The following is a 22,151-nucleotide window of genomic DNA, read 5'->3' as shown; positions in this document are numbered from 1 at the left end:
CGTATCATATGAACAGCAAAAATCCTATCCCCAGCGCTTGTGGAACCACATCCACTGGCCCGGATATTCGCGGACCCATTGCTCGACGGTGTCATTGAGCAACTGCGCCGTGGCGTCTATATCGATCTGGCCCTTCTCGTCGCGCGGCAGTTCCATGCGCTCATAAAGTTCCAGCCGGTAGCGTCCACCGGGCAGGCGGATACAGCGCGCCGGATAGACATCGCAATCATATTGCCGCGCAAGCTTGGCCAGCAGCGGATTGGTCTTCACCGGGCGGTTGAAGAATGTGGAAGGCACGCCGCGCGAGAATTTCTGGTCGACGAGCATGCCGACATTGCCGCCATCGCCGAGAATCCCGGCAAGCGCCCAGGCAGCACCCGCCTTGGAAGGCACAAGATGCCCCATATTGGTATGGCGCGCTTTCAGCACCTTGTTGGCGATATAGGGATTGTTCGGCGGGCGAAACAGCGCGGTAACATTCAGGCCGAATGTTGCGGCGCAGATCGGCAGCAGCTCGAAATTGCCGGTATGGGCCGTGAAGAAAATATGCGGCTTCTTTTCATCGCGCAGGCGTTCGAAAATCGGGATGCCGTCGACTTCGATCAGCCCCGGCTTGGCCGCATGGGGATCGAAATCGAAAATCGCGTCGAGGAAAATATATTCCGCCAAAAGGCGCGCCATGGAATCCCACATGTCGCGCGCAATCACCTCGATCTCCGCATCGCTCTTTTCGGGATAGGCTTGGCGCAGATTGTTGGTTGCAATCTTGTGGCGCGGCGTCAGCGGCCCGACGAGACGGGCCACTTTGGCCGAAAAGCTGATGGCAGCCTTCGCCGGAAACAGGCGCAACAGGCCAAGGAGCACAAAAACGCCCTGAGCCCAGAGCCAGTAATTGAACTGCTTCAGCTTGCGCGACCAGCGAAAGAGCAGGAGCTTCAGTTTGAACATCATGACGGGGACAGGCTTCAGTCGATCTGGAGAATGATCTTGCCGAAGACGTCGCGGCCTTCCATGCGCTTCAGGGCGGTGTCGATATCATTGAAGCCAACCACCGTGTCGATGACCGGATGCACGATACCGCGCGCCATTTTCTGCATGGCATCGGCCATGTTTTCCATACGGCAGCCAAACGAACCCAGAATCTTGAGCTGCTGCTGGAACAGCTGCATCAGGTTCATATTGGTCGAAACGCCCGAGGTCGAGCCGCAGGTGACAAGACGCGCGCCGCGCTTCATGCAGAGCATGGAGCCTGCCCAGGTGTCTGCGCCGACATGTTCGAAGACGACATCGACGCCCTTCTTCTTGGTCAGCTTGCGCACAACACCTTCGAAACGGTCTTCGCGATAGTTGATGACGTGATCGGCGCCAAGAGCCTTGGCCTTTTCGATTTTGTCGTCAGAACCGACAGTCGTGATAACCGTGCAGCCCATCTTCTTGGCAAGCTGGATCGCTGCCGAGCCGATGCCCGAGCCGCCAGCCTGTACGAGAACGGTTTCGCCCGGTTCCAGCTTGGCATTGTCGAACAGCATGTGTTCGACCGTGCCGAAGGTCACAGGCGCGACGGCAGCGCCGATGGCGTCAACGCCGGGAGGTGCTGCCACGAGCAGGCGGGCCGGAAGGTTCACAGCCTCGCAGGCAAAGCCGTCGAGGTGGAAACCATGCACGCCGCCGACATGTTCGCACAGATTGTCACGGCCTTCGCGGCAGGCGCGGCAAAGACCGCAGGTGCGCGCACCGTAGATCGAAACAAGCTGGCCGGGCAGCAGATTGGAAACGCCAGGGCCAACGGCATCGACAACGCCGGATGCTTCCGCGCCGATGACCAGCGGCATCTTTCGCTTGGCGAAGGCCATGCCGCGCCAGCCCCATACGTCGATATGGTTCAGCGCGACCGCCTTGATCTTAACCGTTACTTCGCCAAGGCCGGGCGGCGGCGGCGGTGCAATATCGGTAATTTCAAGGCGACGGTCGTCGAGAAGCTGCAAAGCGCGCATGGGCTATTCCTTTCATGGCATGATCCCGGAGAGCTTCCGCCTTCCGGGATCATCAGGAAATTAAGAGCATAATCCGACCAGAGTGAAACGAGGATCGATAAGATTATGCTTTACGTAAAGGGGGTTTAGAGCGCCGATCTGATCTATTCAGATCAAAATGCGCTCTAAATTCTTTTGTCGGACCGATTAATTCGGATTTGCCGCCAAAACAAGGCTCGTATTCTGTCCGCCGAAGCCGAATGAGTTCGAAAGCACGGCAGAAACCGCTGCTTGGCGCTTCACGTTCGGCACAACGTCCAGCGGAATAGCCGGGTCCGGATTGTCGTAATTGATGGTCGGCGGCAGCGTTCCGGTCTGGATCGTCAGTAGCGAGAACACAGCTTCAATCGCACCGGCTGCGGTTAGCGTATGGCCAATCATCGACTTGTTGGACGAAACCGGGATAGATTCGATGCGTTCGCCGAATACGGACGAAAGCGCCAGATATTCCATCTTGTCGTTTTCCGGCGTCGAAGTGCCGTGGGCGTTGACATAGGAGATCTGGTCTTCGGTCAGGCCTGCATCGGCAAGGGCAGCGCGCACCGTGCCAATGGCAGGCGAGGCGTCCGGCTTCGAACGGGTGCGGTGGAAGTCATCGGCCTTTTCGCCGCAACCGGCCAGAATACCGAGCACCTTCGCACCACGGGCTACAGCGCTTTCGAGCGATTCCATCACCAGTGCGCCGGAACCTTCGGCCATGGCAAAGCCGTCGCGATCCTTGGAGAAAGGCTTCGAGGCCTTTTCCGGCTTTTCATTCTGGGTGGAGAGTGCCGATAGCAGCGAGAAGCGAATGAGCGCTTCCGCAGAGACGGAACCGTCGGTGCCAATTGCCAGAACATGGTCGCTTTCGCCGCGGCGGATGGCTTCGACGCCAAGCTGGATCGCCGTTGCGCCGGAAGCGCAGGCGGTGGAAAGCGTGATCGGCAGACCACGTGTTCCAAAGGCTTCCGAAAGACGCTCGGCGATATAGCCGAACTGCGTCGTGTTGAAGAGCGCTTCATGGCGCACGCGACGGCAGGCTTCGAGCAGAAGCGGATAGCTGGCCGGGCCTTCGTTCTTCACGCTGGCATCAAGCGCAAAGCGGCTTTTCCAGTCGAGTTCGACCGGCGGGGCGGCCAGAAACAGCGGGCCGCCGAAATTGGTCGTCGAAAGGCCGGACTGGGCAAGCGCCTCTTCACCCGCAAGACGTGCCAGCTTTTCCGACAGGGCCGAAGCACCGACTTCGCTTTCAGGAAGGAAGTCCACAGTGCCGGCAAAGCGTGTGTTCAGATTTTCCAACGGAAAACGGGTAATGCTGTGAATGCCCGAAACACCGCCTGTCAGCGCGGCCCAGTTGTCTTCCTTGCCCTGTCCGAGCGAGGAAACAACGCCAGCGCCCGTGATGGCGACGATGGGGCGGCCCAGATGGTCTGTATATTTGGTCATCTTATGCTCTCACCAGCTTTGCGGCACCTTCGGCGCGCGTTGCTCCGACAGTGGTGACGACGGCTTCGCTGATTTTGCCATCAGCTGCCTTTTCCGATGCGTTCAATGGCGCAAAAGCCTCGCCCTTCCAGACGGAAATGGCGGCCAGCGCAAGCGCTAGCGGAAATTGTGCTTCGCGCAGATGGCCGGTCAGGCCGGATATGCCGCGATAGGCTGCGGAAAAGCCGTCCAGTACGGATTTTTCGGCCTTGGTCGCTTCATGAGCGCCGGATGCGCCGGAAACGACATAGAGAGGCTCCTTGCCGCCATTGGCTTCGAGAACAAGGTCACGAAGGGTCTTTGCAAGATCGTCGCTTTCGCGGCGGATCTGCGTGGCCGCGATTCCTGCCACTTCCGCATAAGCGCGTGCGCCGCGCTTTGCCGCATGTTCGGCGTTTTCGAGAACGAGAAACACACCGCCGGAGCCGGAGATCATGCCGCCGCCAGCCGAGCCGTCACGCTCCCAGAGCGGCGCCCAGCCGTCATGCTTGAGCAATCCGCCCAACTCGTGACCGAGAATCATGTCGAAATGTTCGGCATTGTAGGAGCCGCCCACCAGAGCATGGGTGCTTTGTCCGGTGCGGATGCGGGCAGCCGCCGTTTCGATGGCCGAAATGCCTGAACCTTCTTCACCCATGAAAGTGCGCGAAGAACCCGTCACCTTGTGCACGATGGAGATATTGCCAGCGAGCAGGTTGGAAAGCTGCGCCAGAAACAGGGTCGGGCGCAGTTCTGTCGAGAGCTTCTCGTTGAGCATCACACCGCGATTATTGCTGGTGCGGCCTTCCTCGAGAATCTGCATGTCGACGGTAATGTCGCGTTCGCCGCCACCCGCGCCCACAACCATATCCATGGTCGCGCAGAGCGCTTCATCGTCCTTCATGCCAGCATCCTGCAGCGCGAGGCCCGCAGCATAGGTGCCGAGCCGCTGCCAGGTTTCCATCTGGCGCTGGTCGCCGCGCTTTGGAATCTGCAGGCTCCAATCGACTTCGCCGAGTGGGTGAACGGTGTAGGGAGCAAAAGCTTCCTTTTCGAGACGCGGTTCGCTGCCTGCTGTCGAAAAAGCGTTCCAATGCACTTCGGCGCCTTCGCCGAGTGAGGAAATAATGCCAATGCCGGTGATGACGACTTTATTGTTCTGCATGGGTCCGGTTCTGCCGTGATGAGGCCAAGGTCTATCCGAGAACTATCCTGTGCTCCAGAAACGGAATCAGGGCGAACATTGCTGTCCACCCTTCAATACCGTCAATTTTTCAGCGAGCTCAGGCCTTCTTGGCCGCAACCAGCTCGTCGATCTTGGCGCAGAGGTTCTTCAAAACGAAGTATTCTTCGGTCGGAACCTTGCCTTCGTTTACTTCCTGCGTCCACTGCTCAAGCGGAATCTTGATGCCGAAAGCCTTGTCGATAGCAAAGACGATGTCGAGGAAGTCGAGGCTGTCGATGCCCAGATCGTCGATGGTGTGGCTTTCCGGCGTGATGGTGTCACGATCGATTTCACTGGTTTCGGCGATGATGTCGGCGACTTTGTCAAAAGTAGAGGACAAGTTTCGATTCCTTTATTCCTGATGATGCCGCGAATTACAGGCATCTGATTTTTTCGTCGCATTTCGCAGCCAGCAAAAGTGACGGACACATTTGCTGGAAATGCTCTATATGCGCGTGTCTAGCGTTTTTCCGGCCACGAGGAAAGTCATATTACTTTCAAGATCACCGGGCGTTCGATGCGCATATAAGATGCGAGGCGAGTGAAGCGCAACATAAAGGCAATCTCAAATTTTTGAAATCGCTTCATACGGCCGGTTTTGGCTTCTTTTTTAGCGCTTGGCGAAGTAGATGACGCCAATGAGCGACAGCGCAATCATCGCACAGGCCAGCCCCGTTTCCAGCGGGCCATCCTGTACAATGATGGCGACCAGCCCTGACACGATGCTCGCCAGCGTGCCAACAACTCCAGGCTGTTGCAATGTATTCACGACGGGATTGTCGGGTTGAGCGACCTCTGGCCGGGTGCTGTATGCGGGTTCGTAGGAGTGGGGGAACGAAATGCCGGCGGAATGAGCTGCGTCTATGTCGTTGGCGGGCTTTTCCACAAGCGTCAGCGCACGGGAGCGCACGCGCTCGACGCGTGCTTGCCAGCCTTTGCCGAAGGTTGCGGCGGCGGCCAGTCCTCTAAGCCAGGCGGACCGCTCATCGCAAAGCCGGTCGATGATATCCTGCGGCGAACGCGCCGAGAGCGCTGCGAAAGTCGCCGGTCCGAGAAATCCATCCTGCAGAACTCCAAGTATTTGTTGCAGCATCTTTATCGCGTGACTTGGGCCTGAATTGACTGCGAAGTCCAGCATTGCATAATCGACGCCCGAGGGAAGACTGTCGCCGTCAATCTTGTCCCAATACTGCTTTCTGTAGATTTCCGTTGCCGTGTCTTTAGTAAGATTTTTAACGTCTTGTGCGGATTCGGAATGACCAGTCCACCCTGCAAGAGTACCGAGGGTAATGCCCATATTGGTCGCGCAGCCGGGATCAGCCGGATTGTCGACGTAGCCACCTTCTTACTGAAATATATAAGGCATAATCGTCGCAATATTTGATCACATATCTAGACCTTTTGTAATTTATATTTAAAAAATATATTAAATACGGTGTCTGTATACTGACGGCTCTCACATATGGACATGTAAAAAATATCGGAGGAATCGATTGCGATCAAGCTGCAACCCTCTTGCTTAAGAGCGCGCGATGCGGCTTGATGCGGTTCCCATAAATCATACTTTTACAGGCGGCAGACGTGACATCGGAAATTTTCGGACATGCTCCAGACGGGCAGGCGGTTCATCGCCTGACCATCTCCAACGGACCGCTGACGGCCAAGATCATCACCTGGGGCGCCGCCATTCAGGATCTGCGCCTTGCGGGTCATGACGCACCGCTGGTGATCGGCTATCAAAATTTTGACGATTATCCTACCCATTCGCCGCATCTGGGTGCGATTGCTGGCCGCTCGGCCAATCGTATCCGTGATGCTCGCTTTGTGCTGGATGGCAAGACCTATGAGGTAGAGCCTAACTATCTCGGACGCCATAATCTCCATGGCGGCAGCAAGGGACTCGGCAATCGCGTCTGGAAAGTCACGGGCAGCGGCGCGGATTATGTGACGCTCGCGACCTTTGCCGAAGATGGCGAGATGGGTTTTCCCGGCAATCTCAAAATCAGCTGCACCTATATGCTCAATGGCGATGGCGCTTTGATCGTGCGGCTGGAAGCCGTGACCGACAAGCCGACGGTGTGCAATCTGCTGCACCACAGCTATTTCAATCTCGACGATGGCGGCGAAAACGACATCCTCGACCATCAGCTCAAGATTCTCGCCGATGCCTATATGCCGGTAGATGAGGCGCTTATTCCGGACGGGCGGGTGTTGCCGGTCAAGGGCACCGCATTCGATTTCCGCGATTATCGCCCGATCCGTCATAACGAGAATGGCATGCAGGTCGAATATGACAGCAATTTCTGTCTTTCCGCGGCGCGTGTGCCGTTGCGGCTCTGCGCTTCGGTCAAGGGCGCGAAATCGGGCGTGCGCATGGACGTGCTGACGACCGAGTCGGGCGTCCAGTTCTATGCTGGCAACACGATGGCCAATGATTGCATCGGCCTCACGGGCAAGCCCTACGGAAAACATGCGGGCTTCTGTCTGGAGCCGCAAATCTGGCCGGGCTCGCTCGAATATCCCTATTTCCCACAGGCTATCCTGCGCCCGGGCGAAATCTACGCTCAGGAGAGCCGTTTCGCCTTCACCCGGGAATAGTTTGTATCACCCGGTATAAGCGGCGCGCGCTGTCTCCATTGGGGTGAGCGCGCCGCGTGTTTCGACGACACGGGCTGCAACGGCATGGGCTTTTTGCGCGGCTTCCACCGGCGAAAGCCCTTCCATGCGCGCAACGAGATAGGCGCCGTTGAAACTATCACCAGCACCTGTCGTATCCACGGCATTGGCGAAAACGGCAGGAACCAGGGTCTGTTCGCCATTCGCTGCGACCAGGGCGGGTTCCGTGCCGTCCTTGACGACAACTTCCTTCACGCCGAGGCCGATGAGGCGCTCGGCGCAGGCCTCGGCATTGGCGTCGCCGAAAAGCGCCTGTTCATCCGGGAAAGTCGGCAGAGCGATATCGGCAAGGCGCATCGCTTCACTGATGATGTCCTGCGCTGCCTTGCGATCCGGCCAGAGCTGGTGGCGGAAATTCGGATCGAAAGCGATCCGCGATCCGGCAGCGCGGCATTGCCGCAGTACGTCGAAGAAGGTTTCGCGATGCTCGGCCAAGACGATCGCGATCGAAATACCGGAAAAATAGATGATGTCGCGCCCGGAAAGGCTTTGCTCCAGCGCGGCCCGGTCGCTGGCAAGACGGCGCGCGGCGGCATCGCTGCGCCAATAGGTGAAGGACCGTTCCGCGCCGCTCAGCGTGATCGCATAAAGGCCCGGATGCACACCGGCGATCACCGGGCTATGCGCAATGCCGATGCCGTTGGACGAGAAGAAAACGCGCTGTTTCTGCGAGAAATTATCTTCGCCGAAGGCGCTTACATAGTCGACCGGAAACGATCTGTCGGTCAATGCGCGAACATACCAGGCGGTGTTCAGCGTATCGCCAGCAAAACCCATGCGCCACTGGTCGCCGTCGCCGCCCGAAAGCTCAATCATGCACTCGCCGATAGACGCGAAACCGCTCATCTTTTTCTCCTCAAATCGATTACAGACGCCTATACCAATTTTCTGTGATGTAAAATCGCTTTGTGAGTTGTCTTCCATCATTGTCATACAGGCTTTATCGACTTGCCACATTCGTTGTGTAACGATCCCGCGCCGTGCTGGGGTGAGTGGATTGAATTTGACGTTTGAATCTCGGCTGACATATGGGCTGTTTCAAACGTCAAATTCGAAAAATCCACTCGATACATATTCTTGCTAGTGGTCTTTTGATTCCAACATTTGCACAGCGCTTGAACCAAGGGATGCAACTGTTTGAATCAGACCACGAGACACCGTTACAGACCAAGGAATTGAAATGCGTTATGCGATCTATTTCACGCCGCCTTCCAGCGATGCGCTTTTGAAGGTTGCGGCCAACTGGCTGGGGCGTAACGCCTTTAGCGGCGAGCCGGTCAAGTTGCCGGCGATTCGCTCGCTTGGCACGGAAGAGATCGCGTCGCTGACCGAAGAGCCGCGTCGTTATGGTTTCCATGCCACGATGAAAGCGCCGTTTCGGCTGAATGACAATCAGACGGAAAGCGACCTCCTGTCGGCCTTGATGCATTTCGCATCGTCGGTGGAGCCCGTCATCATTCCGCGTTTGAGGCTTCAAGCCCTCGGGCCGTTCTTTGCACTGGTCCCGGACGAACCGGTCACGGCCTTGAACCAGCTCGCCAATGATGTTGTCGTTGCGCTGGATCGTTTCCGCGCACCGCTCAATGAAGCGGAACTTGCCAGGCGCCGCCCGGAACGCCTGAGCGAAGCGCAGCGTCACAATCTCGAGCGCTGGGGCTATCCTTATGTTTTTGAAGAGTTCCGTTTCCACATGACGCTCACGGGACCGGTTCCGGAGGCTGACCGCGCACGAATCGAACGCCAGCTGGAAGAATTCTTTGCGCCGCTTCTGAACGATCCGGTTGAGGTTGTGAATCTCGCTTTGTTCGTGGAACCTGAGAAGGGCGCGCCCTTCGAGATCCATTCGCTGCACCCGCTGACGGGCGGCAACACGAAGACGCAGCCCCAGCGGGCAGTTGGGAGGCCTTGAGCGATGACCGGTGAAACTATCCTGCGCAACGCGCGTATCGTTCTTGCGGACGATGTCATCGAAGGCTCGATCAAGCTCGTTGACGGTCAAATTGCCGATATTGCCAGCGGTTCGTCCTCGATTGGCGATGATATGGAGGGCGACTTCCTGACGCCCGGTCTGATCGAGCTGCATACCGACCATCTGGAAGGGCATTATGCGCCGCGTCCCAAAGTGCGCTGGAACCCGATTGCCGCCGTGCAGGCGCATGATGCGCAAATCGCCGCTTCTGGTATCACCACTGTTTTCGATGCCTTGCGCATCGGTCTGGACGATGATGCGCAGACCGGCATTGATGATATGCTGAAGCTTTCCACGGCAATAGCGGAAGGGCGTAGGGCGGGCCGGCTGCGTGCCGACCATTTCCTGCATATGCGCTGCGAAGTTTCCGCACCCGATTGTCTTCCGGCCTTTGAACGTTTCGGCAGCCATCCGCTGGTGAAGCTGGTTTCACTGATGGATCATGCGCCGGGACAGCGGCAGTTCACCAATCTGGACGCCTACAAGGCTTACTTCCTGGGCAAGAACAAGCTGTCGGAAGAGGAATTCCGGATTTATTGTGAGCGCCGCATCGGCCAGTCGCAGCAATATTCCGCCAAGACGCGCAAGGCGATTGCCGATTTGTGCCACGAACGCGGCGTGATCCTCGCAAGCCATGATGACGCGACGCTCGATCACGTTGCCGAAGCGCGCGAACAGGGCATTCGCGTTGCCGAGTTCCCGACCACCCACGCGGCGGCGAAAGCTTCAAAAGAATCTGGCATGTCGGTGCTGATGGGCGCGCCGAATGTGGTCCGCGGCGGCTCGCATTCGGGCAATGTTTCGGCGCGTGAGCTGGTCGAAGCCGGGCACCTCGACATCATTTCGTCGGACTATATCCCGGCGAGCATGATGCAGTCGGCATTCTTTCTGGCCGATGTGCTGGACGGCATATCCCTGCCGCAAGCTGTTCTTCTGGTTTCGAAGAACCCCGCGCAGGCTGTGGGCTTTGACGATCGCGGCGAAATTGCCGCAGGCAAGCGCGCCGATCTGGTGCGCGTACAGGTGGCCGACCATGTACCGATTATCAGGACCGTTTGGCGCGAGGGGCGGCGGGTCATTTAAATCCGGCTCTGACGAGCCGAAAATGGCGTTGTTCTGCGCTTCCGGTGCTCATGTACTTTAAGTACACTCCGCTCCGGTTCTCGAACTCCACCATTTTCGGCTCGTCAGAACCAGAATTTCGTCGCGCTTACCCGACCGAAATAGTCTCACCGACGGTAAGGCTTAGTTTGCCGTCGTCGGTCACGCTCAGCGCCAGCTCGCGATAGCTGTTGATGCTTCGATGCGAGGTTTCCGGCGAATGTGGGTGCGTTGCCGTGACGACAACCACGCAAGCACCAGCCGATTCTCCGGCGACGATGCCCGCCGGCGCATCTTCGAATACCAGACAGCGATGCGCATCAAAGCCGAGTTTCTTCGCGCCAAGCTGGAAGCATTCCGGGCTCGGCTTGCCGCGTTCAACATCTTCCGCCGAAACAATGGTCTTCGGCAGGGGCAATCCAGCCGCCTTGATGCGGCGGCGGGCCAGTTCGAGCGGTGCGGATGTTACAATCGCCCAGCGATCTTCCGGTAGGGCCTTCAGAAAATCGCAGACGCCATCGATTGGAACGATACCGTCCAGATCGGCCATCTCAGCTTCCAGCAGGATGGCCGCTTCCTGATCAGGGTCGAGGCCAATATCGAGGCGACGAACCGTATCGACCGCGCGCACGCCGTGAATTGTCGGCAAAAATGTAACCGGATCGATCCCGTGACGCTTGGCCCATTCTCCCCAGACACGCTCGGTCGCCGCAATGGAGCTGAGGATCGTGCCGTCCATGTCGAACAGGAAGGCATCGAAGGATTTGCCGAAGGGGGAAAGGGAGGTCACGCCGGATTTCCTTGAATGAATGAGAAAAGAATCGGAGGGGATGGTTCGGGATGTAATCATAATGCGCAAATGCGACCAAAGTCACAGTCTGTTCGCCTGTAAAGGCGCTGCTCGGTGCTGAAACCAATGAAATATAGAGACGAACTCCTATATTGAAGCTTAGAGAAGCCCAGACCGCAAAACTTGAACATTTCGCGCAAGTGTGGCTTTTTGCGCCATTCTAATGCCAGATTGCCAACACTCGGATCTCATGATCTGAAAATACCCGTTGAATCTCTTTCTCAGGATTTATGTCTAAATGACTGATGTAACATCGAAAAATCGCAACTATCCGGACTATCGCTTCGCCGTTGCGCCGATGATCGATTGGTCAGATAGACATTGCCGGTATCTTCACAGGCTCTTTTCAAAGCGTGCTTTGCTTTACACGGAAATGGTTGTGGCGGATGCTGCGATCCATGGACCGCGCGACCGTTTGCTCGGATTTCATGCTGCGGAACATCCGATTGCCTTGCAGCTTGGCGGTTCCGATCCAGCCAAGCTTGCGGAAGCGGCGAAAATCGGGATTGGCTTTGGTTATGATGAGATCGACCTCAATGTCGGCTGCCCATCGGATCGCGTCCAGTCGGGTACATTTGGTGCCTGCCTGATGCAGACGCCCGAAATCGTGGCGCGCTGTGTCGAGGCGATGAAGGCAGCTGTTTCTGTGCCAGTCACGGTCAAGTGCCGTATCGGCGTCGACGATCAGGACCCGGAAGTGGCGCTGGATGCGCTCGCTGATCTGGCGCTTGCCGCCGGAGCAGACGCCCTGTGGGTGCATGCACGCAAGGCATGGCTGAAAGGATTGTCGCCGAAGGAAAACCGCGAAATCCCGCCGCTCGATTACGACCGTGTCTATCGGCTGAAGCAGCGTCTTGGCGATGTTTTCATCGGGATCAATGGCGGTATTACCGCGCTGGATGAAGCGAAAAGCCATCTGGAACAGATGGATGGGGTGATGCTCGGGCGCGCCGCCTATCACAATCCGGCTTTGCTGGCGGAAGTGGATGCTCGCCTGTTTGGCGATGAACCCGTCGCGATTGATATGGCGGATATTATCGAGGCGATGTGCGAATATACCGACCGGCATATTGCATCGGGCGGCAGGCTTTCACATGTGAGCCGCCATATGGTTGGTCTGTTCAGCGGTCTGCCGGGCGCGCGCCGCTGGCGTCAGATGCTATCCACCGACGCAACCAAGCCGGGTGCTACCAGCGACGTGCTGCGTGAAGCCTATGCCACTGTAACAGAAGCCAGCGCCGAAGCGGCTTAATCAATCAGGATCAGCTGGTCGCCGCGTACCGTAAAGCCCCCCAGTGTTTGCAGAAAATTCATGCCAAGCAGACTGCCGGTCATCAGGCCTTCCTTGGTGACCATGGCGCGAATATTCTGGCGCTCGATGTCACCGATCTGCAGGTTGGCGATGGTAATACTGGCGGCGGAAGCGGTGCCATTGGCTGTCCTCACGGGCACATTATAATTCAGCGACGCTGTATCGAGACCAGCGCGTTCGGCGTCTTCCTGTGACAGAACGACCGAAGAAGCGCCTGTATCGACCAGAAAATGTACGCGCGCGCCGTTGACGCGGCCATTCACTTCGAAATGGCCGTTGGCGGCTTTGGCGAGTGTGACGGTCACAGCGCCTTCAGCGTTTCTCCCAGAAATTGGGCTGCCGGGAATAAGGCCAGCGGTAATGCGGCTTGCAGCATCCTGAAGGTCGTAGCGATACTGATAGCCCGCAACGAGACCGAGAATGACTACCGCCCAGACGGCCATATTACGCGCGAAATCCGAAAGCTTGATGCCGGAGCCGAGCAGACCGGCGGCGAGCACCACGCCCCATATGCCCAGATAGGCTGCACGGGCGAAGACATCATTGTCGAGCCCCATCGTGGTGCCGCTGTCATTGTTGGACATCAGCAACAAAGCGACGATTGCGACGGCGGCAATAACAAGCCAGAAAAAGCGCCCCATCAGCCTACTTTCTTTTCAATCAGAATTTCATGCCGGTCGGGCAGGAGCGACAATACCGTAATCTGCTCTTCGGCGGTCATGCGTGACCAGCGCGTGATTTCATCCAGCGTGCGCGCACAACCGAGACAAAAGCCGGTTTCAGCGTCCATCGTGCATATCAATATGCAGGGGGATTTGATCGTCGCCGTGTTCATGAGTGAAATGTGGTTGCATTACAGGGCCATGACAAGCCCGATCAACACGGCAAGGGAAGCGATTTGTTGCGCCGCGCCCAAAGTGTCGCCGGTCTGGCCGCCGATTTTCGACATGCAAAGCCGGGCGAAGCCGACAAGCAGCAGCGTCACCAGAACAAGCGCGTTAATCACAGAGAGGACGCCGCCCGACGGTAGCAGCCCCAGTGCCATGATAACGAAACCGAGTGCCGCGCCGCAAACCACTGTTTCCCAGCTCGGCGCACCAACGCTGTCGGCAAGTCCGCCGGGCCGGGCCGATGGCAGGCTATGCCAGAAGGCGAGCATGGCAGAACGGCTTGCCGCTTCACTGGCGGCTAGCGCGAGCAGTGCATAGCCGGGGCCCGCGCGCTCCATAATTGCGGCCAGAAGCGAAGCCTTGATGCCGACCCAGGCGACAAGCGTGAGTGCGGCGAAGGTTCCGATACGGGAATCTTTCATGATATCGAGGCGACGGTCCGGCGTTGCTCCACCGAAGAAGCCATCGGCGGTATCACCAAGCCCGTCTTCATGCAGCGCGCCGGTCATGGCTGCCAGCGCACCAACGGCAATAAATCCGCAGGCGAGGGCGGGCAGATGGAGCGAATTGGCGACCATCAGCGCGATGCCTGCAAGCAGGCCCAGCAAAGCACCGGCAATCGGGAATGCACGCGCATTGCGCAATAGCGAATCGTCCGTGTTTTCGAACCAGCTTTGCGGAAGCGGAAGGCGGCTCAGAAAGCCGAGCGACCGGATTGTATCGCCTATGAAATCATTTCGCCGCAAATGACTGCTCCGCAACACTTTATCGCCCATAGGATTATTCTAGGGCTCGCGATATTTCGCCTCAAGGCCCATCGGCTCGAAGAGGTGATTTGAAAAATTCTGTGAGTGCTTATAGGACGTGCCAAACAGATTTGCATCTCCCATGATCGATTGGACTGAACGATATGAGCGCCAGCGGCCTTCCCTTTGACGATTTTCGCGAACTGATCCGCAATCTGCCCGGTCCCGATCTAGGTGCTGAACGGGCAGTGCGTGAGCGTGAGGTAACTCTGACCAAGCCTGCCGGTTCGCTGGGGCGTCTTGAAGACATCGCGGCTTGGCTTGCCGCCTGGACCGGCAAGCGCACGCCGCAAATCAACCGCCCGCTGGTCGCGGTCTTTGCAGGCAATCACGGCGTCACGGCCAAGAACATCACGCCGTTTCCGTCCAGCGTCACGGCGCAGATGGTTGAGAACTTTGCGGCGGGCGGTGCTGCGATCAACCAGATCTGCATCGCCAATGATCTTGGACTGAAGGTTTTCGATCTGGCGCTGGAGCATCCGACGGCAGACATTACCGAAGAACCGGCCATGGATGAGCGCACCTGTGCGGCGACCATGGCTTTTGGCATGGAAGCGATTGCCGGCGGCACCGATCTTCTCTGCATCGGTGAAATGGGCATCGGCAACACGACTATTGCTGCGGCTATCGCGCTCGCTCTGTTCGGTGGCACAGCGGAAGACTGGGTGGGTCCGGGCACAGGTTCTACGGGCGATCTGTTGCAGCGCAAGCTTGCAGCCGTTCGTCAGGCGGTTGCCTTGCATCAGGCGCATCTGAAAGACCCGCTCGAAGTGCTGCGCCGCCTCGGCGGACGGGAAATTGCAGCCATGGCAGGCGCCATTCTCGCCGCCCGCATGGAAAAAATCCCGGTGATCATCGACGGTTTCGTGGCGTCGTCGGCTGCTGCGATACTTTATGCGGCAAACCCGGAAGCGATCGATCATTGCCTGTTCGGCCACGTGTCGGCTGAACCGGGCCATCGCCTGCTGTTGGCAAAGCTTGGCAAGGAGCCACTTCTCGACCTCGGCATGCGTTTGGGTGAAGGAACGGGCGCTGCTCTTGCAGCCAGCATCGTCAAGGCGGCTGCACAATGCCACAGCGGTATGGCCACTTTCGAGCAGGCGGGTGTGGCTTCCGTAAAGCACTGACTAGCCGCCCGCACAAAAAAAGCCCGCCGATTGGCGGGCTTTTTCATTTCAAAGTCTGGGAGGTCAATTATTTTCCTTGTCCAGCACCATGTAGTCGAGTGGCAGTTCAGTCGTGTACTTGATCTGCTCCCTCGCAAAGGATGACGACACGTCGCGAATTTCGATCTTGCTGATCAGTCGCTTGTAGAAGGCGTCATAGGCCGCAATATCCGGCACTGCGACGCGCAGAAGATAATCGACATCACCGCTCATGCGGTAGAATTCGATAACCTCTGGGAATTCCTGCACCACTTCCGAGAAGCGCTTCAACCATTCATGACTGTGCGAGCTGGTGCGCACCGATACGAAGACCGTCACACGCGCATTGACGCGGATCGGGTCGAGGATCGCCACACGGCGCTTGATGACACCGTCTTCTTCAAGCTTCTGGATACGACGCCAGCAAGGCGTTGTGGAAAGGCCAACCTTCTTGGCAACGTCTGCCACTGCCAATGTTGCGTCTTCCTGCAATAAGCGCAGTATTTTTCTGTCGAGCCTGTCCATGCGTTTCCGTTCCCGGTTTTAGAAATCGTTTCCCGAACTTTACGAGTGTGCGAAACGTCATACCTTATGATGTGCTATCGGCAGAAGTTACAGGAAAAATATTCTTATGAGAACCGATCCAGTAAAATTTATTTATCGTCGTTGATGAGGCTTCGGATTTTTGCCTGAACAATAGGCACAACCTCTTGATCGAACCATGGATTGCGTTTCAGCCAGCCGCTGTTTCGCCAGGAAGGATGAGGCAGCGGAAGCACGATCCGTCCTGCCTTGTTGGGCGTTTCAATGAAGTGCCGCCAGTTCTTCACCGTTTCGGTCAGATTGCGTCCGCGATAGTCGGGCAGGTGGTAGGTCAGCGCATATTGCCCCACCACGAGAACGAACTCCAATTGCGGCATGGAAGCAAAGACCCGGTCATGCCATGTCATACGACATTCGCGGCGCGGGGGCAGGTCGCCGCCATGCTTGTCATAGCCGGGAAAGCAGAAGCCCATGGGAACGATGGCAAACCGGGCAGGATCGTAAAACTCCTCGCGGGTCGTTCCAAGCCATTGTCGCAGGCGGTCGCCGGAAGGATCGTTAAAGGGCAGGGACGTATTATGCACGCGGATACCCGGCGCCTGTCCGCATATGGCAACACGCGCAGTATTGGAGACAATGCAGACAGGATTGGGCTCATGCGGCAGCGGTGGCTGAAACAGCGGCTCATCGCGGCAGATGCGGCAGGCTTTGATCGATTGGCCGAGCGCGTTCAGGTCTTCCACGAAGCTTCGCTCCGGATTTCGGGATGTCGTCATTGGAAACGGTCGATGAAGGTGGCGATACGCTCCTTAATATAGTGAACAAAAGCGCCGATACTATTACGGTCAAGCGATGAGGTCTCACTCCCCGTCTGCGCATCCTCATCCTCGCGCGGATTTTCCTTCCGCCATGAAGAGGGTTTTTCGAAACGCCCTGCCCACATGCCACGGCTGTTGCGGCGGGCGTCCGCTTCCTCGCGCTCATAATCGCCATAGGCAATCGCCCAACCCTGTTGGACCATCCAGCTATTCAGATCGGTTTCGCCGAGGTAACAACGCGCCAGATCGCGGCCATAGCGGTCGAAGCCTTCGGTCTCGCACCGAATCGGCGTCCTTCCGATTCTTGCCCGCAAGAAATTGCGAGCCTCCGTGCCGCAATCGTAATGAATACCGTTTCGCTCGCAGGTCTGCGCCATCTCCGGCGCATCAATACCCTTCAGGCGAATATGCACCTTGTTTATGATCACCGTATCCCCATCTATCACATAGACGGGGCCGTCGCGCGTTTCGGTCGGACGCTTTTCATCCGGCAGGTATGAAATACCAACGATAATCGCGGAAAAGAACAATAAAGTCAGTATGATGCTGCGAAATCCTCCTATTCCGCTTCGGCGAGTGCCGGAGGTAAATCGCCTCTGCGGGCGCCTATAGGGGCGTCGGTAATTGCGCATGTGATCCGGCTGGTTCCAATCGGTTGTGTCATAGCTGTTCTATTCTATGCGTCCGCCAGACGGAAACAATCGCCACCGCTTTGTTCGATGGGGAGTGCGTTTCGATGAGCAACAACAGTGAGCTTGTTGTCAAACGGCAACAGTCTTTACCGTTACTTTAGGCTACAAAGAACTACGGTCATTTTTGCCTATTTCCCGCCACAAAGGGACATCATCCGTCAAGGAAAGGCAGAAGCCGTCAAACAAATAGGAGCGAAGGCTCCCGTAGGATTAGGCAGGAATGAGCAAGAGCGCGTTGTTGCAGAGCACACCGATTGCAGGCAGGGGAAACCGTGCCGATGCCGCTCCGATTCCTTCCAATGATGGCAAGGCTTTTTTCGGCCAAGATCGGGTCGCAGTCTTGACGAAAAGCTTGGCTATTCTGCCCTCAATGAATTCTTTCTCCACGATTTGTGCCAACTATTGTGAAAGACCGGCGTTGTGATGCGTAGTCGCAGTTTTTCATATCCTGTTATTGCCATGGCTTTCGGTTTGGCCATTGCCTGCAACAGTGCCTTTGCTTTTGATCTGAACGACGATTCCGAAAAGTCGCGCAGCCCGTTTGAACTCTTCAAGTTCGGCTTCTCCGCCTATAAGAACGGTCACAAGGACGAAGCCATCAAGGCACTGCGTTATGCCGCCGAGCGCGGGCATCAGGGCGCGAAGTGGAAACTGGCCCGCATGTATGCCGATGGCGACGGCGTGGCCGAAAATGACTACGAAGCCTACAAGATTTTTGAGAAGATCGTGCGTGAAGGTTCCGAACCCGGTTCCGAGAATGATTCCTATGTGGCTGATGCGCTTGTCGCGCTCGCTGGATATGTGAAGCGCGGCATCCCGGGTACGCCGGTGCGCGCCGATCTGAGTGTCGCCCGCGATCTTTATGTGCAGGCCGCGTCGAACTTCGGTGATTCCGCTGCACAGTTTGAGCTTGGCAAGATGCTCCTGTCCGGTGAGGGCGGAGAGCGCAATTCGGTTCAGGCCGCGCGCTGGTTCCAGCTGGCTGCGAACAAGGGCAATGCCAGCGCGCAGGCCATGCTCGGAAACATGCTGTTTCAGGCTGGCAAGACCGTGCGCGGGCTGGCTTTCATGACGGCTGCCTCAGAGCGTTGCGCTGCCGAGGATTGCACCTGGATCCGCGAAATGCAGGAACAGGCTTTCTCGATTGTCGGTGAAGCAGATCGCCGGAACGCAGTCGCTCTTGCTAGCGATATGACGACCAAGGGTTCGTTCTAAGCTTCTTTCGTCTTAAACCGACAGCGTGACCGTTACCGGTACGTGGTCAGACGGCTTTTCCCAGGCACGTACGTGCTTTTCAATATCGGTCGATACGAAACGATTGGCCGCTTCCGGCGACAGCATCAGATGATCGATGCGAATGCCGTTGTTTTTCTGCCAGGCGCCTGCCTGATAATCCCAGAATGAATAGATACCGTCATCGTCGGTCGCCGCGCGAATAGCGTCGGTGAAACCGAGGTTTTCAAGCTTGCGGAACGCCTGCCGCGATTGCGGCTGAAACAGTGCATCGCCAAGCCATGCCTGCGGATTCCTCGCGTCCTGTGGTTCGGGAATGACGTTATAGTCGCCAGCCAGCACAAGCGGTTCTTCAAGCGCCAGACGATCTTTCGCCCAGGCTTCCAGACGCTGCATCCAGGAAAGCTTATAGGGAAATTTCTCGGTATCGATCGGGTTGCCGTTCGGCAGATAAAGCGAGACGACGCGGATGACGCCCTTACCGGTCGAATAGACGCCCTCGATGAAGCGCGCCTGTTCGTCGCTGTCATCGCCCGGCAGGCCGCGATTGACCTCATCGGGTGACTTCTTGGAGAGAAGTGCGACGCCATTGAAGCCTTTCTGGCCATGGGTCTCGACGTGGTAACCAAGCGCTTCGATCTCCAGACGGGGGAACTGCTCGTCCACCGACTTGATTTCCTGCAAGCAGGCGATATCCGGCGAAGACTCCTTCAACCAGTGCTGAAGGTTCTCGATGCGGGCCTTGACGCCGTTGATGTTCCACGTAGCGATCTTCATGGCTCAATGATTAGGCGCTTGGGCGGGTGAGGGCAAGCAGGGCGCTGGCCTCATCACAGAAATTGCAGCTTGGCGTATATTTCAACGATCTGTGCATTTGTATTGCCGTCCTTGCGTTCCTATCTCGGACTCATTGGAGCCAGACAGGAGATGACAATGTTCGACGCCAAGAAACTTCTCGATCAGTTTTTGGGATCGCAGATACCAGGCATGTCGGGGAGCGTGAAGGACAGAGCCGGGCAGGTCGGTGATCTCGCGAAGAAAAACCCGCTTGCCACCGGCGCTATCGCTGCCGCAATTCTTGGCACCAAGACAGGCCGCAAGCTGGCCGGTAATGTCGCCACCGTTGGCGGGATCGCGGCCATCGCCGGTCTCGGCTATCTGGCTTATAAGAATTACAAGTCCGGCCAGTCGCCGCAAACGGCGGAGCAACCCGTTGCAAGGGAGCAGGAGCTTCTTCCGCCTCCGCCTGCCGATTCGCCGTTTCACCCGCAGTCACCGGCCATGAGCAACAGTTTTGCCCTGACGCTGATCCAGGCGATGATCGCCGCAGCCAAGGCGGACGGCCATATAGACGATGCGGAACGTGCGCGCATCATGGAGAAACTTCAGATTTCTGGTCTCGATGACGAGGCGGAAGCTTTCTTCCAGAAAGAACTGGCGGATCCGGTCGATCTCGACGCGCTAGTCGCCGCCGCGCAGACGGAAGAGCAGAAGGTCGAGCTTTACACCGCCTCACGTCTGGCCGTCGATCCGGATAGCCGGGCGGAGCGCGGTTATCTCGATATGCTGGCCGGGCGTCTTGGCTTGCCGGACGCGCTGGTGGACCATATCGATGCGACGGTCGCTTCGGTGAAAGTCTGACAAAACAAAACCGGCTGCCATGAGGCAGCCGGTCTATTTCAATGCCGTGCGTTTCGTTTCGCTTAAATCGCGAAGCTAGTGCCGCAGCCGCAAGAAGCGGTCGCATTCGGATTGCGGATCTGGAACGATTGTCCCATCAGATCGTCAACGAAATCGATTTCCGAGCCGTCCATGTAGGGAACCGAGATCGAATCGATCAGAACTTTCGCCCCGAGCTTTTCGATGACGATGTCGTCTTCGGTCTGTTCATCGACCAGATCGTATTTGTAGGAAAAACCAGAGCAGCCGCCACCTTCGACCGAAACGCGCAGCGCGGTCTTGTCCGGTTCGGAATTGAGAATTTTAGCGATCCGCTTTGCGGCGGAATCGGAAACGGTAATGCCTGTCATCGGTTTCATCCGTTTGCAGTTGCTGGGCCAGAGCGGGATTTTCCCTGCTGCCCGTTATCGCAGACTTGCCTTCATATTCTTCTGATAGCTATGAACGCTACCGATAGAAGTCAATGTTTGGTGTAATCATATTACAGTGAAGGATGCATCGCAATGTCGCTGGAAGGAATAGGCTTCGGTTATCGTGAGCGAGCGCCCTATGCCTGCGATCCGGCCTTAAGCCGTGGACGGCTGGTGCCGGAACCGGAAAGCCCGACGCGCACCCCGTTTCAGCGTGATCGCGATCGTATCATTCATTCCACTGCCTTCCGTCGCCTGAAGCACAAGACGCAGGTTTTCATCGCGCATGAAGGCGACCATTACCGCACGCGGCTGACGCATACGATTGAAGTGGCGCAGATTGCGCGCGCGCTGGCCCGTGCACTGCGGCTGGATGAAGACCTCGCCGAAGCCGTAGCACTCGTACATGATTTCGGTCACACGCCTTTTGGTCATACCGGCGAGGACGCGCTCAACGAGCGCATGAAGGATTATGGCGGCTTCGATCACAATGCCCAGTCTCTGCGGATCGTCACCAAGCTTGAGCATCGTTATGCGGATTTCGACGGTCTCAATCTGTCCTGGGAGACGCTGGAAGGTCTGGTGAAGCACAATGGTCCGCTGGTCGGGCCGTATGCGGTCCATTCGGACGATCCGGTGCCGCAGCCTATTCTGGACTTCAACGAACGCTACGATCTTGAACTGGGGCGCTTTGCCAGTCTGGAGGCGCAATGCGCGGCGATTGCCGATGACATTGCCTATAACGCCCATGATATCGATGACGGCCTGCGCGCGGGCCTGTTGACGCTAGACGCGCTGGATGAAGTACCCCTGACAAAGCGGCTGCTCGATGTGGTGCGCGGACGCTATCCCAATCTCGATGCGGTGCGCACCGGCCATGAACTCGTCCGCAGGCAGATCACCATCATGGTCGAGGATGTTATCGCCGAAGCCCAGCGCCGTCTGGCCGAGGCTCGGCCGCAAAGCATTGCCGATATCCATGACCAGTCGCAGTCGCTGGTGGCATTTTCGCCCACGATGCGCGACGAGGAAAAGGTGCTGAAGCGGTTTCTGTTCAAGAACCTCTATTTCCATAACAGCGTAGTGGTGCGCCGGCAGGCAGCGGACAAAATCGTGCAGGACCTGTTCGATGCCTGTTTTGCTGATCCGTCGATCATGCCGCCCGAGTGGCAATCGGGCTGTGAAACGCTGGATATTCCGTCGCGTGCGCGCAGGGTTGCCGACTATCTGGCGGGGATGACTGACAATTTTGCAGTGCGCGAACACCGACGATTGTTTGACCATACCCCCGATTTAGCTTAATCGGGGCCAAACGAAGTGTTGGC

Annotated in this window: 24 protein-coding genes and 1 pseudogene; 9 read left to right on the top strand and 16 right to left on the bottom strand. The window is 57.3% G+C overall.

Annotated elements, in window-relative coordinates:
- Window positions 1-24: 24 nt before the first annotated feature.
- The 6 genes and pseudogenes from JAU75_RS02895 to JAU75_RS24205 all read right to left on the bottom strand — a co-directional run bounded on the left by JAU75_RS02895 (window position 25) and on the right by JAU75_RS24205 (window position 6,067).
- Complete coding sequence (locus JAU75_RS02895; RefSeq protein WP_199054424.1) at window positions 25-951, bottom strand: lipid A biosynthesis lauroyl acyltransferase; 927 nt, start codon at window positions 949-951, stop codon at window positions 25-27.
- 14 nt (window positions 952-965) lie between these two features.
- Window positions 966-1,994, bottom strand: a complete 1,029-nt coding sequence (locus tag JAU75_RS02890) for a zinc-binding dehydrogenase (RefSeq protein ID WP_078338466.1) — start codon at window positions 1,992-1,994, stop codon at window positions 966-968.
- A 186-nt stretch (window positions 1,995-2,180) separates the two neighbouring features.
- A complete protein-coding gene (locus tag JAU75_RS02885; RefSeq protein ID WP_199054422.1) occupies window positions 2,181-3,458 on the bottom strand; it encodes a beta-ketoacyl-ACP synthase in 1,278 nt (425 codons plus the stop codon).
- A 1-nt stretch (window position 3,459) separates the two neighbouring features.
- A complete protein-coding gene (locus JAU75_RS02880; RefSeq protein ID WP_199054420.1) occupies window positions 3,460-4,641 on the bottom strand; it encodes a beta-ketoacyl-ACP synthase in 1,182 nt (393 codons plus the stop codon).
- Between the two features lie 118 nt (window positions 4,642-4,759).
- The gene (locus JAU75_RS02875; RefSeq protein ID WP_078338469.1) at window positions 4,760-5,041 is read right to left on the bottom strand and encodes an acyl carrier protein; all 282 of its coding nucleotides are present in this window, start codon (window positions 5,039-5,041) and stop codon (window positions 4,760-4,762) included.
- A 270-nt stretch (window positions 5,042-5,311) separates the two neighbouring features.
- A pseudogene (locus JAU75_RS24205) lies at window positions 5,312-6,067 on the bottom strand (glycoside hydrolase family 108 protein).
- Between the two features lie 215 nt (window positions 6,068-6,282).
- Between JAU75_RS24205 and JAU75_RS02865 the strand changes: the two are divergent.
- The gene (locus tag JAU75_RS02865; RefSeq protein WP_199054419.1) at window positions 6,283-7,299 is read left to right on the top strand and encodes an aldose epimerase family protein; all 1,017 of its coding nucleotides are present in this window, start codon (window positions 6,283-6,285) and stop codon (window positions 7,297-7,299) included.
- Between the two features lie 6 nt (window positions 7,300-7,305).
- Here JAU75_RS02865 and JAU75_RS02860 read toward each other — a convergent pair whose 3' ends face one another.
- Window positions 7,306-8,223, bottom strand: a complete 918-nt coding sequence (locus JAU75_RS02860; protein ID WP_199054418.1) for a sugar kinase — start codon at window positions 8,221-8,223, stop codon at window positions 7,306-7,308.
- A gap of 334 nt (window positions 8,224-8,557) precedes the next feature.
- Between JAU75_RS02860 and JAU75_RS02855 the strand changes: the two genes are divergently transcribed.
- Window positions 8,558-9,286 (top strand): DUF1045 domain-containing protein, encoded by a 729-nt coding sequence (locus JAU75_RS02855; RefSeq protein WP_199054417.1) that lies wholly within the window; start codon window positions 8,558-8,560, stop codon window positions 9,284-9,286.
- Window positions 9,287-9,289: 3 nt separating this feature from the next.
- Window positions 9,290-10,429, top strand: a complete 1,140-nt coding sequence (locus JAU75_RS02850) for an alpha-D-ribose 1-methylphosphonate 5-triphosphate diphosphatase (protein WP_199054416.1) — start codon at window positions 9,290-9,292, stop codon at window positions 10,427-10,429.
- Between the two features lie 127 nt (window positions 10,430-10,556).
- Here JAU75_RS02850 and JAU75_RS02845 read toward each other — a convergent pair whose 3' ends face one another.
- Entirely contained in the window at window positions 10,557-11,237 is a 681-nt protein-coding gene (locus JAU75_RS02845; protein WP_199054415.1) for an HAD family hydrolase, read from the bottom strand.
- A 298-nt stretch (window positions 11,238-11,535) separates the two neighbouring features.
- On the opposite strand from JAU75_RS02845, the gene dusA reads away from it, so the two are divergent.
- Window positions 11,536-12,549 carry a tRNA dihydrouridine(20/20a) synthase DusA gene (gene dusA, locus JAU75_RS02840; protein WP_199054414.1) on the top strand — a complete coding sequence of 338 codons (1,014 nt, stop codon included), beginning with the start codon at window positions 11,536-11,538 and terminating at the stop codon, window positions 12,547-12,549.
- Here dusA and JAU75_RS02835 read toward each other — a convergent pair.
- The 3 genes from JAU75_RS02835 to JAU75_RS02825 are packed head-to-tail and all read right to left on the bottom strand — an operon-like array spanning window position 12,546 to window position 14,245.
- Window positions 12,546-13,250 (bottom strand): TIGR02281 family clan AA aspartic protease, encoded by a 705-nt coding sequence (locus JAU75_RS02835; RefSeq protein ID WP_199054413.1) that lies wholly within the window; start codon window positions 13,248-13,250, stop codon window positions 12,546-12,548. The two genes, dusA and JAU75_RS02835, sit on opposite strands and share 4 nt — an antisense overlap.
- Window positions 13,250-13,444, bottom strand: a complete 195-nt coding sequence (locus tag JAU75_RS02830) for a DUF1289 domain-containing protein (RefSeq protein ID WP_151589552.1) — start codon at window positions 13,442-13,444, stop codon at window positions 13,250-13,252. Before JAU75_RS02830 ends, JAU75_RS02835 begins: the two co-directional genes overlap by 1 nt.
- 18 nt (window positions 13,445-13,462) lie before the next feature.
- A complete protein-coding gene (locus tag JAU75_RS02825) occupies window positions 13,463-14,245 on the bottom strand; it encodes an adenosylcobinamide-GDP ribazoletransferase (protein ID WP_199054411.1) in 783 nt (260 codons plus the stop codon).
- A gap of 164 nt (window positions 14,246-14,409) precedes the next feature.
- On the opposite strand from JAU75_RS02825, the gene cobT reads away from it, so the two are divergent.
- Window positions 14,410-15,432, top strand: a complete 1,023-nt coding sequence (cobT, locus tag JAU75_RS02820) for a nicotinate-nucleotide--dimethylbenzimidazole phosphoribosyltransferase (RefSeq protein WP_199054409.1) — start codon at window positions 14,410-14,412, stop codon at window positions 15,430-15,432.
- A gap of 63 nt (window positions 15,433-15,495) precedes the next feature.
- On the opposite strand, the gene JAU75_RS02815 is transcribed toward cobT, so the two are convergent.
- The 3 genes from JAU75_RS02815 to JAU75_RS24200 form a co-directional block, all read right to left on the bottom strand.
- Window positions 15,496-15,975, bottom strand: a complete 480-nt coding sequence (locus tag JAU75_RS02815; RefSeq protein WP_199054407.1) for an Lrp/AsnC family transcriptional regulator — start codon at window positions 15,973-15,975, stop codon at window positions 15,496-15,498.
- Window positions 15,976-16,103: 128 nt separating this feature from the next.
- Window positions 16,104-16,769 (bottom strand): uracil-DNA glycosylase family protein, encoded by a 666-nt coding sequence (locus JAU75_RS02810; RefSeq protein ID WP_199054405.1) that lies wholly within the window; start codon window positions 16,767-16,769, stop codon window positions 16,104-16,106.
- Window positions 16,766-17,443, bottom strand: a complete 678-nt coding sequence (locus JAU75_RS24200) for a thermonuclease family protein (protein WP_199054403.1) — start codon at window positions 17,441-17,443, stop codon at window positions 16,766-16,768. Before JAU75_RS24200 ends, JAU75_RS02810 begins: the two co-directional genes overlap by 4 nt.
- Before the next feature lie 280 nt (window positions 17,444-17,723).
- Here JAU75_RS24200 and JAU75_RS02800 point away from each other — a divergent pair, with 280 nt between their 5' ends.
- Window positions 17,724-17,927 (top strand): hypothetical protein, encoded by a 204-nt coding sequence (locus tag JAU75_RS02800; protein WP_199054401.1) that lies wholly within the window; start codon window positions 17,724-17,726, stop codon window positions 17,925-17,927.
- The gene (locus JAU75_RS02795) at window positions 17,927-18,718 is read left to right on the top strand and encodes a tetratricopeptide repeat protein (protein WP_371836099.1); all 792 of its coding nucleotides are present in this window, start codon (window positions 17,927-17,929) and stop codon (window positions 18,716-18,718) included. The genes JAU75_RS02800 and JAU75_RS02795 overlap by 1 nt, the downstream gene beginning before the upstream one ends.
- A gap of 12 nt (window positions 18,719-18,730) precedes the next feature.
- On the opposite strand, the gene xth is transcribed toward JAU75_RS02795, so the two are convergent.
- Window positions 18,731-19,513, bottom strand: a complete 783-nt coding sequence (gene xth, locus JAU75_RS02790; protein ID WP_199054397.1) for an exodeoxyribonuclease III — start codon at window positions 19,511-19,513, stop codon at window positions 18,731-18,733.
- A gap of 156 nt (window positions 19,514-19,669) precedes the next feature.
- On the opposite strand from xth, the gene JAU75_RS02785 reads away from it, so the two are divergent.
- Entirely contained in the window at window positions 19,670-20,377 is a 708-nt protein-coding gene (locus JAU75_RS02785) for a tellurite resistance TerB family protein (RefSeq protein ID WP_199054396.1), read from the top strand.
- A gap of 62 nt (window positions 20,378-20,439) precedes the next feature.
- On the opposite strand, the gene erpA is transcribed toward JAU75_RS02785, so the two are convergent.
- Window positions 20,440-20,766, bottom strand: coding sequence for an iron-sulfur cluster insertion protein ErpA (gene erpA, locus JAU75_RS02780; RefSeq protein WP_182520321.1), 327 nt, complete (start codon window positions 20,764-20,766; stop codon window positions 20,440-20,442).
- Between the two features lie 153 nt (window positions 20,767-20,919).
- On the opposite strand from erpA, the gene JAU75_RS02775 reads away from it, so the two are divergent.
- On the top strand, window positions 20,920-22,128 hold the full coding sequence (locus tag JAU75_RS02775) for a deoxyguanosinetriphosphate triphosphohydrolase (protein ID WP_199054395.1): 1,209 nt from the start codon (window positions 20,920-20,922) through the stop codon (window positions 22,126-22,128).
- Window positions 22,129-22,151 lie beyond the last annotated feature (23 nt).

This window comes from Ochrobactrum sp. Q0168 (genome assembly GCF_016427605.1).
In the GTDB taxonomy this organism is placed as follows: Bacteria; Pseudomonadota; Alphaproteobacteria; order Rhizobiales; family Rhizobiaceae; genus Brucella.
This window is presented reverse-complemented; position numbering and strand designations above follow the sequence as displayed.

Coding starts and splice junctions, on each gene's coding strand:
- JAU75_RS02895 (WP_199054424.1), bottom strand. CDS start 951: ATGATGTTCAAACTGAAGCTCCTGCTCTTTCGCTGGTCGCGCAAGCTG.
- JAU75_RS02890 (WP_078338466.1), bottom strand. CDS start 1,994: ATGCGCGCTTTGCAGCTTCTCGACGACCGTCGCCTTGAAATTACCGAT.
- JAU75_RS02885 (WP_199054422.1), bottom strand. CDS start 3,458: ATGACCAAATATACAGACCATCTGGGCCGCCCCATCGTCGCCATCACG.
- JAU75_RS02880 (WP_199054420.1), bottom strand. CDS start 4,641: ATGCAGAACAATAAAGTCGTCATCACCGGCATTGGCATTATTTCCTCA.
- JAU75_RS02860 (WP_199054418.1), bottom strand. CDS start 8,223: ATGAGCGGTTTCGCGTCTATCGGCGAGTGCATGATTGAGCTTTCGGGC.
- JAU75_RS02855 (WP_199054417.1), top strand. CDS start 8,558: ATGCGTTATGCGATCTATTTCACGCCGCCTTCCAGCGATGCGCTTTTG.
- JAU75_RS02850 (WP_199054416.1), top strand. CDS start 9,290: ATGACCGGTGAAACTATCCTGCGCAACGCGCGTATCGTTCTTGCGGAC.
- dusA (WP_199054414.1), top strand. CDS start 11,536: ATGACTGATGTAACATCGAAAAATCGCAACTATCCGGACTATCGCTTC.
- JAU75_RS02835 (WP_199054413.1), bottom strand. CDS start 13,250: ATGGGGCGCTTTTTCTGGCTTGTTATTGCCGCCGTCGCAATCGTCGCT.
- JAU75_RS02830 (WP_151589552.1), bottom strand. CDS start 13,444: ATGAACACGGCGACGATCAAATCCCCCTGCATATTGATATGCACGATG.
- cobT (WP_199054409.1), top strand. CDS start 14,410: ATGAGCGCCAGCGGCCTTCCCTTTGACGATTTTCGCGAACTGATCCGC.
- JAU75_RS02815 (WP_199054407.1), bottom strand. CDS start 15,975: ATGGACAGGCTCGACAGAAAAATACTGCGCTTATTGCAGGAAGACGCA.
- JAU75_RS02810 (WP_199054405.1), bottom strand. CDS start 16,769: ATGACGACATCCCGAAATCCGGAGCGAAGCTTCGTGGAAGACCTGAAC.
- JAU75_RS24200 (WP_199054403.1), bottom strand. CDS start 17,443: ATGCGCAATTACCGACGCCCCTATAGGCGCCCGCAGAGGCGATTTACC.
- JAU75_RS02800 (WP_199054401.1), top strand. CDS start 17,724: ATGAGCAAGAGCGCGTTGTTGCAGAGCACACCGATTGCAGGCAGGGGA.
- JAU75_RS02795 (WP_371836099.1), top strand. CDS start 17,927: ATGCGTAGTCGCAGTTTTTCATATCCTGTTATTGCCATGGCTTTCGGT.
- xth (WP_199054397.1), bottom strand. CDS start 19,513: ATGAAGATCGCTACGTGGAACATCAACGGCGTCAAGGCCCGCATCGAG.
- JAU75_RS02785 (WP_199054396.1), top strand. CDS start 19,670: ATGTTCGACGCCAAGAAACTTCTCGATCAGTTTTTGGGATCGCAGATA.
- erpA (WP_182520321.1), bottom strand. CDS start 20,766: ATGACAGGCATTACCGTTTCCGATTCCGCCGCAAAGCGGATCGCTAAA.
- JAU75_RS02775 (WP_199054395.1), top strand. CDS start 20,920: ATGTCGCTGGAAGGAATAGGCTTCGGTTATCGTGAGCGAGCGCCCTAT.